The following is a 10,154-nucleotide window of genomic DNA, read 5'->3' as shown; positions in this document are numbered from 1 at the left end:
GGGCCGAAAAGTCAGCTATATTTTTGGTGCGTTTGATACATAAGGCCGGATATTTTCGGCAAAAAGAAAGAGCGGGTGCGGCGCCCGGACCGGACGCCGCGACGCCCGTCAGGCGACCCCGCCCAGAAGTGCCGCGTTGCCGCCCGCCGCCGTGGTATCGACGCAGACATGCCGTTCATGACATGCGTGGCCAGTATCGGGCGCGCCAGTAACGAGCGGCAGGATGGGCCCGTCGCGTTCCGAGAGGGCCTTGGCGTAGGCGCGGGCCGTATCCTCGTCACCCCACCACAAGGCGCCCGAGGCCCCGCTGAGCGTGGTGAGCGCTTCGGGCGCGACATGGCCGGTGGCGGCGACCGCCTGACCGCCCAGCGCGAGCACCGCATCGACCTGGGCTTTGGCCGCCTCCTTGCCCGGGCCGAGGCAGAGCAGCGGATCGCGCGCGAAAACGGTGAGCTTGTTCGATTCGCCGGTGGGCCCGGGCAGGATGAGGGCGCGGGATTCGGCATTGCCCTGCGGTTTGGCGAGCACTTTGGTGATCGCCTTTTCGTCCATATTGCCATCCCATGCGCTACCCGAGATGGGCGCCGGCCGCTCGGAGAACCGTGTGAGATAGTGCGGGCCACCCGCTTTGGGCCCGGTGCCCGAGAGCCCTTCGCCGCCGAAGGGCTGTGAGCCGACGATGGCGCCAATCTGATTGCGGTTGACGTAGATATTGCCCGCATGCACCGCCTCGGTCACGTGCTGAACGCGGTCGTCAATCCGTGTCATCAGGCCGAACGTCAGGCCATATCCGGTGTCGTTGATCGCGCCGATCACGCGGTCGAGGTCACGGCTTTTGAAGGTGGCGACGTGGAGAACCGGCCCGAAGATTTCCCGCTCGATATCCTTGATGCCGCCTACCTTGATCAGCGAGGGGGCGATGAAGGTGCCGGCGTTCGGTGTCTTGAGTTCATGCAGGAGCCGTCCATCGGTGCGGGCCTGCTGAATATGGTCGGCGATGCCCGTCCGCGCCTCTTCGTCGATGACGGGGCCGCAATCTGTCGAGAGCTTCCACGGATTGCCGATACTGAGCGCATCCATCGCGCCGGTAAGCATCTCGAGGAAACTCTTGGAGATATCTTCCTGCACGTAGAGGCAGCGCAGGGCCGAGCACCGCTGACCTGCGGATTGGAACGCGCTTTCGATGATGGCCTGCACCGCCTGTTCGGGGAGCGCGGTCGAGTCGACGATCATCGCGTTGATGCCCCCCGTCTCGGCAATGAGAGGCGCGCCGGGGGCAAGGTTCTTGGCCATGGCCGCACGGATCTTATGCGCCGTTTCGGTGGAGCCGGTGAAGGCCACGCCGCCGACGCGCGGATCGGACGTAAGCGCCGCCCCCACCGCGCCGCCGCCCGGAAGAAGCTGAAGCGCGGTGCGGGGCACGCCGGCCTCGTGCATCAGGGAAACGGCCACATGCGCGATGAGGGGTGTCTGTTCGGCGGGTTTCGACAGGACTGCGTTGCCCGCCGCCAATGCCGCCGCGATCTGACCTGTGAAGATCGCCAGCGGGAAGTTCCACGGGCTGATGCAGGTGAACACGCCGACGGGTGGATCGGCGGGGGCGTTCGCCGCGTAGTAGCGCAGGAAATCGACCGCCTCGCGCAGTTCGGCCACGGCATCGAGTTGCAGCTTGCCCGCCTCGCGGCCAAGTGCCGCGAAGAGCTCTCCGAAATTGGCCTCATAGAGATCGGCCACCTTGTTGAGGATGCGCGCGCGTTCCTCGGGGGAGGCGTCCCATGGCGTGGCATTTGCGAGGGCCGTTTCGATGTCGGCCTCGCTGGCCTCGGCCACGGTGCCGGGCGCATCGGCGGGATCGGCCGGGTTGATCACCGGCTGCGGATCGTTTGGAGATGCGTCCTGCGCGAGAACGGGTGCCGCGTGCCATTGATGCTGTCCGGCGGCGAAGGGCGCGCGCGCCTCGTCGATCAGGGCCAGCGTGGGTGTGTGCGTCAGGTCGAACCCGCGGGAATTCTCGCGCTCGGGCTGAAAGAGATCGGGGCCAGTGGTGATCTGTGGCTCGGCGTCTTGGAACACGTCAAAGGGATCACGCGCCACCTCTTCGGGGGGCACATCCTCGTCCACGATCTGATTGACGAAGCTGGAATTCGCACCGTTCTCGAGAAGCCGCCGCACGAGATAGGCGAGCAGATCGCGATGCGCGCCGACGGGGGCATAGATGCGGCAGCGCGTGCCTTCGGAGTCCATGACGATCGAGTGCAGCGATTCGCCCATCCCGTGCAGTCTCTGAAATTCGAAACTGTCCTTGTCATTGCCCGCCATATCGAGGATCGCAGCCACGGTATGCGCGTTGTGCGTGGCGAATTGGGGATAGATACGGTCGGTCATCGACAGAAGTTTGCGCGCATTGGCCAGATAGCTGATATCGGTGGCGGCCTTGTGGGTGAAGACCGGAAAACCATCGACACCTTCGACCTGCGCGCGCTTGATCTCGGTGTCCCAGTAGGCCCCTTTCACAAGACGCACCATGATGCGGCGGTCGTGCTTTTCGGCGAGGTTATAGAGGAAATCGAGCGCGTGGCCCGCACGCTGTCCGTAGGCCTGAACCACGACGCCAAACCCGTCCCAACCTTCGAGCGCGGGTTCCGAGAGCACCGCCTCGATCACGTCGAGCGAGATGGCCAGACGGTCGGCCTCCTCGGCGTCGATATTGAGGCCCATGCGCGCCGATTTCGCCAAGAGCGCCAGACCGCGCAAACGGGGCATGAGCACCTCCATCACCTCTTCGCGCTGCGCCTCTTCATAGCGGGGGTGCAGGGCGGAAAGTTTGACCGAGATACCCGGATTCTTGCGGATGTCCTTGTGATGGCAGGCTTCGGCAATGGCCGAAATCGCGCGGGAATAGGAGAGGTGATAGCGCGTGGCATCGGCATCTGTGCGCGCGGCCTCGCCCAGCATGTCGTAGGAATATGTGTATCCCTTTTTCTCCATGTTCCGGGCGCGGTCCATGGCGGATTGAATGGTTTCGCCTAACACGAACTGACGGCCCATTTCGCGCATCGCGCGGCCAACGGCGGTGCGGATCACGGGCTCTCCCAGACGTTTGATCGCGCTGCGCAGGTGGCCGACGGGACCGGGCTGTTCGTCCTTGAGAACCTTGCCGGTGAGCATCAGTGCCCAGGTCGAGGCGTTGACCAGCGACGAGGTGGAATGCCCCATGTGACTTCCCCAGTCTGACGGTGCGATCTTGTCCTCGATCAGGGCGTCGATCGTATCGGCGTCGGGCACCCGCAAAAGAGCCTCGGCGAGGCACATGAGCGCGATCCCCTCTTCCGTCGAAAGCCCGTATTCGGCGAGGAAAACCTCCATCATGCCGGGATCGGTCTTGGCGCGGATTTCGCGCACCAGCTTGGCGCCGTGCGCCGAGATGCGCGCACGGTCCGCCTCGGTCAGGGCGGCTTCATCCATAAGCCGCGCGATGACGGCGGCCTCGTTGGCATACATGTCCTGATCAATGCCGGTGCGCGGAGTTGTTTGGATGTTCATAGGACTCTCCCGTCAAAGAGGTGAATTGACCCAATATACCACCTCAGGATAAACTCTTTTTCCTGATATTCCAATTTTTGCAGTCCGAATGGTCAAATTTCAAAGGTTCCGCCATGCAAACCGATAAGTTTCCTTTCGACAGGTATGATCAGGCGATTCTGCGCGCCGTTTCCAGTGACGGACGTATCAGCGTCACCGAACTTGCGACGCGGATCGGGCTGTCGAAATCACCGACGCAGGCACGGCTGAGGCGGCTTGAGCAGGCGGGCGTCATTACCGGTTATCGCGCGACGGTCGATCCCATCCGCCTTGGGCGGGATCACGTGAGTTTCGTTCAGGTTCGGTTGAACGACACGCGCGAGGCGGCCCTTGCCGCGTTTAACGAGGCCGTGCTCAGGGTGCCCGAGATCGAGGAGGCCCACATGATCGCGGCGAATTTCGACTATCTCCTCAAGATCCGCACACAGAGCATGAGTGATTACCGCAGGGTGCTGGCCGAGCATATCTCATCACTGCCGAGCGTGGCGCACACCTCGACTTATGTGGCGATGCAGGCCGTGAAGGACAACGCACCGGCAGATGTGATTTGACCCGAGAGCACAACGCGCCATGATATCGGGTATGAAACATTTGCCTTTTTGCATGGCCATCATGTTTGGCGCGCCCGCGTTTGCCGATCCGTGCCCGGCCCCGCCCGATCACAGCACGGAATTAAGCGCATTGATCGAAGCGGCGCAGAACGCGCCCGACCAATCCGCAGCGCGCGAGATTTCCAACGACATGTGGGCGCTATGGGCCGATGCCCCGGATGACCGGGCACAGGCGCTTCTGGATGAGGCGATGGCCCGGCGTGAAGTGGGCGATTACGCGGCGGCGGAAAAGGCCGCGGATGCGTTGGTGGCTTATTGCCCGGACTATGCCGAAGGATACAATCAGCGCGCCTTTGTCAACTTCCTGCGTGGAGAGTATGCCGCTGCCCTGCCCGATCTTGAGAGTGCGCTCGAACGTGCGCCCAGGCACATCGCGGCCATGACCGGTCAGGCGCTGACGCTGGTGGCGCTGGACAGGAAGGCCGAGGCGGCGCTGGTGCTTCGCGCGGCGCTTGATCTCAATCCGTGGCTGAGCGAACGCGCTCTGCTCAAGGTGATCGAGAAAGAGGAAGAGACGCTTTGATCACAAAATGTCTGGCGGTGCCCGCCCCGGCGATAGACACCATGGCATCGGAGAATTCGGCGAAACGTTAGGCGTATCCGCTCTTTACACCCCCTGCCCTTTGCCTATTCTCGCGGCGCGTGCGGGCGTGGTGGAATGGTAGACACAGGAGACTTAAAATCTCCAGGCCGCAAGGCCGTGCCGGTTCGAGTCCGGCCGCCCGCACCAAGCAAGGCTTTGACCCCGCTGATTGATCTCAACCCAATGTGATCACAGGTAGCCTGTGGTTGGCGGCTGCGAATTGAGACATCATCATTTGCCTTTCTCTTCGTCCGCCACATCATTTCTGTCGGGATATGAAGCAAGACCGAGGAGTTAGGCGCTTGCGACGTAGCGCGAAATTTTTTGTTGGCGCTATCGTGGTCGCGATCTGTGCCGCGGCGGGCGTTTGGGGCGCACAGGCCCTTCTGTCTGACGAGGAGGCATCCGGGGACGGCCAAGGCGGGACACCACAAGCCGTGCGTGTGACCACCGCCACCGCCGAGCGGCGAGAGATCGAGGACCGTGCCGGAGCGGTCGGCACGATTCAGCCCTTGCGTTCGGTCAAGCTACGTCCGGAGGCCACCGGTCGGGTGACCGCGCGCCCTGTGCGTTCCGGCGCCAAGGTCGAGGCGGGCGATCTGATTCTGCAGCTCGACCCCCGCGCCGCCAAGGCCGCACTGGCCGAGGCGCAGGCAACACTTGACGAGACGCGGCGGGATTTCCGTCGGTTCGAGGAGTTGAAGGACGAGAATGTCGCAGCCAAGGCGCGGCTTGATGAGGTGCGGGCCGCCTTTGACCGGGCGAAAGCGAATATGACAAGGGCCGAGGTCGAACTGGAGAAACGCGCCATCCGCGCGCCTTTCGCCGGCGTGCTGGGCATCATTGATATCGACGTGGGCGACTATATTGATCAGGGCACGATCGTCGGGCAACTCGATGATCTGTCCGATGTCGAGGCCGACTTCGCGCTTCCCGAGAGTTACTTTTCAGCCGTCTCAACGGGTTTGACCGTGCGTGCGCGCAGCGCCGTATATCCCGATGCGGTCTTTGAGGGCGAGGTTGCGCTTCGCGCGCCGCGCATCTCGGAAAGCACGCGTAGTTTTGATGTGCGCGCGCGCTTTGACAACGCCGAACAAAGGCTGGTCGGCGGCATGTTTGTCCGGCTGGAGATCGTGTTCGCCACGTTCGAGGCACCCGAAGTGCCCGACGAAGCGATCATCACCGAAGGGCGCGACAGCTATGTTTTCAAGATCGAAGACGGCACCGCGCGCCGCACACCCGTTGAACCGGGGCGAAGCCATGAGGGCTACACCGCTATAAAGGGCGGGCTTGAGTCCGGCGCGGAGGTCGTGGTGAGCGGTTGGAACGCCCTTTCGGATGGGGCGGACGTCAAAATCCTGAGTGATCAGGGTGAGGCCGCGCAATGACGCTGTCGGAGCTTAGCCTGCGCCGGCCCGTCCTGGCGACGGTGATGTCGATCCTCATCGTGGTCTTTGGCTTCGGCGGGCTCACGCGAATGCCCGTCCGCGAATTGCCGGATGTCGACCCCGCAGAGGTCACGGTGAGCGTGACCTATACCGGCGCAGGGCCGAGCGTGGTCGATGCGGAGGTGACCGCGGTCATGGAGTCCGCGATTTCGACCGTGCCGGGGATCGAACGGATATCCTCTGAAGCCGAACTCAGCGGCAGCCGAACCGTGATCACTTTCCGCCCCGGGACCGCCATAGATCAGGCGGCAGCGGATGTGCGCGCCGCAGTCGAGGCGGCGGCTGGCGACCTGCCGGAGGCCGCAGAGGCGCCAACGGTCGAGAAAAACGACGCCGAAGATGATCCCGTGCTCTGGATGACGATGACCAGCAACCGGTTGTCCCCCTCGGAGCTCACCGATTATGCCGATCGCTATGTGGTGGACCGGCTGGAGCGGGTTCCGGGGGTGGCCTCGGTCAATTTCTATGGCGAGCGACCGTATGCAATGCGCATCTGGCTCGATCCCGAGGCGATGGCGGCGCGCGATGTCACGGCGCGAGACATTTCCAATGCGCTCGAGGGCAATAATCTTGAGCTGCCCGCCGGGCAGATCGAAACCGAGGCGCGGACCTTTCTGCTACGGACGGAAACACGCCTGTCGTCGGTCGAGGAGTTCGAGGCGCTGATCGTGGAGGAACGCGACGCGGCGCCGGTGCGCCTCGGGGATGTCGCCCGCATCGCACTTGGTGTGGAATCCGATGATTCCGTGTTTCGCGCCAACGGCGCAACAGCCATCGGACTGGGAGTGCTACGTCAATCCAGCGCCAACACGATCGGAATTTCCTCGGCGGTGGCCGGTGCTGTGGAGGAGGTACGCGACGGATTACCTCAGGGCATGACGCTCCAGATCACCAACGACTCTGCCGATTTCATCCGCAATGCCATCCGCCAAGTACTTACCACTCTGGCCATCGCCGTGGCGGTGGTGGTGGCGGTTATCTTTGTGTTTCTGGGCACGTTACGTGCGACGCTGGTGCCCACGGTCACGATTCCGATCGCGCTCCTTGGTGCCTGTGCAGGCATCGCGCTTGCGGGTTACTCGATCAACATTTTGACGCTCTTCGCGCTGATTCTGGCGATCGGGCTGGTGGTGGATGATGCCATCGTGGTTCTTGAGAATATCGAGCGCCGGATCGAGCAAGGCGATGCGCCCGGTGACGCCGCCCGAACCGGCGCGCGCGAGGTCTTCTTCGCTGTGGTCTCGACTTCGATCGTCCTGATCTCGGTGTTCTTGCCGCTGTCTTTCTTGCAGGGCGAAATCGGTCGGCTTTTCACCGAGTTCGGCGTGACCCTTGCGATCGCTGTTGGAATCTCGACCTTCGTGGCGCTTTCGCTGTGCCCGGTCATCGCTGCGCGGGTCTTGCGGAAGGATGTGGGCGAGAAGCGTCTGGCACGCATGGTGCGCGGCGCGCTCGAAAAGCTCACACAGCGATATCGCTGGGCCCTGCAGAGGGCGATGAAGCTGCCGATACTGGTGATCGGGATCGCCGCCCTGCTTACGGGGGCATCCTGGTCGCTTTACCAAGGTCTTCCCTCCGAGCTTACCCCGCAGGAGGATCGGGGGGTTTTCTTCGTCTCGGTGCGCTTGCCGGCGGGCACCGCGCTGGAGGCGACCGACAAGGTGGTCCAGCGGGTCGAGGCGCATCTCGCACCTTATCGCGAGGACGGACATATCGAGGACGTGATTTCGATCACTGGCCAATATGGCGAAGCCGGGCGCGCCTTCCTCGTCGCGGTGCTCTCACCTTGGGGCGAACGAGACCGTAGACCGCAAGAGATCATCGAAGAGTTGCGACCGGACTTTGCGGGCATCACCCAAGCCGACGTCCGTGCCTTCGCCCCTTCGGGACTGGGATCAGGTGGTGGGGCGCCGCTCGAAGCCTGGGTGACAGCCCCAAGTTTCGCCGAAGCCGCCGAGTTCTCGGCCAGCCTCACCAAGCGAATGCGCGACGCGCCGAGCATCGTCAACGTGCGCCGCGACTATCAGCCGGACACACCCGGCTTTGACATCAAGGTGGACCGGGAACGGGCCCGCGAGGTGGGCATCGAAGCGCGTGCCATATCCAACACGGTGCGCGCCTTTTTTGCCTCCGCCGAGGTGACGGAGTTCATCGACCGCGACCGGCAGTATCCGGTCATCCTACAAGCCCCCGACGAGACCCGCGTTAGCATCGATTCGCTACTTGGGCTTTACCTGCGCACAGAGAGCGGCGCGCTGGTGCCGTTGAGCGGGCTGGTCGAGGTTGATCGCAGGGCCTCGGTCCGCGCGTTCAACCGGATCGACCGAGAACCGGCGGTCGAGGTTTCTGCCGCGTTGTCCGAGGGCACCGACCTTGGCACCGCCATCAACACCCTGGAGCGGCTCGCCGATGAGGTTTCGTCTGATCTGCGCCTTGTTTATTCAGGTCAGGCCGAACGCTATCAAGAGACATCAGGCGGCCTCTATGTGACTTTCGCGCTGGCGCTGTTGATCGTGTTCCTTGTTCTCTCGGCGCAATTCGAAAGCTTCGTTCAGCCGGTTGTGATCCTGCTGTCGGTCCCGTTGGCCGTGGCGGGTGCGCTATTCACCATTTTCGCACTCGAAGAGACCGTGAACGTTTATTCTCAGGTCGGCATGGTGATGCTGATCGGGCTGATGGCCAAGAACGGCATCCTCATCGTCGAGTTTGCCAACCAGCTTCGCGAGGATGGCAGTTCCGTCCGCGACGCCATAACAGAGGCCGCCACCGTCCGTTTCCGCCCGATTTTGATGACTGTCGCGTCGACGGTGCTTGGGGCCGTGCCGCTCATGCTGTCTACGGGTGCCGGTGCCGAAAGCCGATTTTCCATCGGGATCGTCATCATTGGCGGGTTCCTTTCGGCCTCCTGCCTTACCCTGTTCCTTACGCCGGTCCTGTATGACCTGATGCAGCGCGAGCGCCGGGAAGAGCACCCCAAGGAGGCCCAGAGTAGCACGGTCTAAGCCCGCGCGCGACGGCGGCGGCCTATTGTTGTCACCTTGGCTGGCGGTGACGAGGCTCAGCGCGGCGCGATCATGTCCGCCAGTTCCTCTGCGGCGATTTGCCGGCGGGGGCCCGACGGCCAGTTACCGGCGATCAGCGCCACGCCAAGCACCGTCAGCAATACCACTGGCATCGCCACCCCGGCGAAGCGGCCGCCCGATACACCGCTGGCCAGCGCCCCGGCCCCGAGCCCGACGCCTGCGAGCACTGAGACACCCCCGATGCAAAACAAGGCCCACCGTGTTCCGCGCGCCGCGCCAAGCGTCACCTGCGCGTCAGGCCGTGCTGCCGCCAGCGCACGCAAGACGGCACCCACGGCGGCGCGATATTCCCGGCCCTCGGCGCTGTCAGAAAACCCCTTTCGCCCGGCGTTGAAACCAATCGCGCAGTGGGTGTCCGGCCACGTCAGGTCAAGTCGCTCCATTCGGCTATCGCCGAACGCATGGGTCACGAAAACCGCATCTTTCACACGCGACAAATCGAACGGCCCGTCCTCACCTATCCACAGGCGCGGGCCGTCGAGGCGCAGTTCACGCGGAGGGCGCAGCGGTGCCGGCCTATAGCGGAAGGTCAGCGCATCCGGCATGTCACACCGCGGCAGCAAACGGGTGGCACACGGCGTGGCCTTGGATCGGGGGATCGTGCGGGTTATTCATATCTGTCCTCGAGGTGAATGGTCACGATGGCATTTTCCATTTGCGACATGCCGCCTCCACTTCGTCAAGCGGGCAGCCATGCGCATGCATCCAATCGGAAATGATGGAGGCGTTCAAAGATGCCGATCCCAGCTTGGAGTTTGGGTTCTGGCGCGGATGGTCCGCTTCGCTCGGGTTGATTCGTCAGGTCCGAACAGGCAGCGTTGTGTGTGATTCGATCACTCAAGGGGTA

The 10,154-nt window shown here is 63.3% G+C and carries 6 protein-coding genes and 1 tRNA gene; 5 read left to right on the top strand and 2 right to left on the bottom strand.

The annotated features are described in order from the left end of the window. Nucleotides 1–108: 108 nt before the first annotated feature. A complete protein-coding gene (putA, locus tag V8359_RS09830) occupies nt 109–3,543 on the bottom strand; it encodes a bifunctional proline dehydrogenase/L-glutamate gamma-semialdehyde dehydrogenase PutA (RefSeq protein ID WP_336428587.1) in 3,435 nt (1,144 codons plus the stop codon). 113 nt (nt 3,544–3,656) lie between these two features. Here putA and V8359_RS09825 point away from each other — a divergent pair, with 113 nt between their 5' ends. From V8359_RS09825 to V8359_RS09805, 5 genes are all read left to right on the top strand, one after another. After that, on the top strand, nt 3,657–4,133 hold the full coding sequence (locus V8359_RS09825) for an Lrp/AsnC family transcriptional regulator (RefSeq protein WP_336428586.1): 477 nt from the start codon (nt 3,657–3,659) through the stop codon (nt 4,131–4,133). Between the two features lie 31 nt (nt 4,134–4,164). Continuing rightward, nucleotides 4,165–4,716 carry a tetratricopeptide repeat protein gene (locus V8359_RS09820; protein ID WP_336428584.1) on the top strand — a complete coding sequence of 184 codons (552 nt, stop codon included), beginning with the start codon at nt 4,165–4,167 and terminating at the stop codon, nt 4,714–4,716. Between the two features lie 121 nt (nt 4,717–4,837). Beyond that, nucleotides 4,838–4,923: transfer RNA gene (locus tag V8359_RS09815), tRNA-Leu, on the top strand. A gap of 155 nt (nt 4,924–5,078) precedes the next feature. After that, nucleotides 5,079–6,164, top strand: a complete 1,086-nt coding sequence (locus V8359_RS09810; protein WP_336428583.1) for an efflux RND transporter periplasmic adaptor subunit — start codon at nt 5,079–5,081, stop codon at nt 6,162–6,164. Further along, nucleotides 6,161–9,226, top strand: coding sequence for an efflux RND transporter permease subunit (locus V8359_RS09805; RefSeq protein ID WP_336428582.1), 3,066 nt, complete (start codon nt 6,161–6,163; stop codon nt 9,224–9,226). The genes V8359_RS09810 and V8359_RS09805 overlap by 4 nt, the downstream gene beginning before the upstream one ends. A 56-nt stretch (nt 9,227–9,282) precedes the next feature. On the opposite strand, the gene V8359_RS09800 is transcribed toward V8359_RS09805, so the two are convergent. After that, on the bottom strand, nt 9,283–9,852 hold the full coding sequence (locus V8359_RS09800; protein WP_336428581.1) for a hypothetical protein: 570 nt from the start codon (nt 9,850–9,852) through the stop codon (nt 9,283–9,285). Between the last annotated feature and the right edge of the window lie 302 nt (nt 9,853–10,154).

Source organism: Roseovarius sp. E0-M6 (assembly GCF_037083845.1).
GTDB lineage: Bacteria > Pseudomonadota > Alphaproteobacteria > Rhodobacterales > Rhodobacteraceae > Roseovarius.
The sequence above is the reverse complement of the archived record's forward strand: the minus strand, read 5'-3'. Positions and strand labels throughout refer to the sequence as shown.

What these genes read in the sequence shown, in the direction of transcription:
- putA (WP_336428587.1), bottom strand. Translation starts at nt 3,543, where the DNA reads ATGAACATCCAAACAACTCCGCGCACCGGCATTGATCAGGACATGTAT.
- V8359_RS09825 (WP_336428586.1), top strand. Translation starts at nt 3,657, where the DNA reads ATGCAAACCGATAAGTTTCCTTTCGACAGGTATGATCAGGCGATTCTG.
- V8359_RS09820 (WP_336428584.1), top strand. Translation starts at nt 4,165, where the DNA reads ATGAAACATTTGCCTTTTTGCATGGCCATCATGTTTGGCGCGCCCGCG.
- V8359_RS09805 (WP_336428582.1), top strand. Translation starts at nt 6,161, where the DNA reads ATGACGCTGTCGGAGCTTAGCCTGCGCCGGCCCGTCCTGGCGACGGTG.
- V8359_RS09800 (WP_336428581.1), bottom strand. Translation starts at nt 9,852, where the DNA reads ATGCCGGATGCGCTGACCTTCCGCTATAGGCCGGCACCGCTGCGCCCT.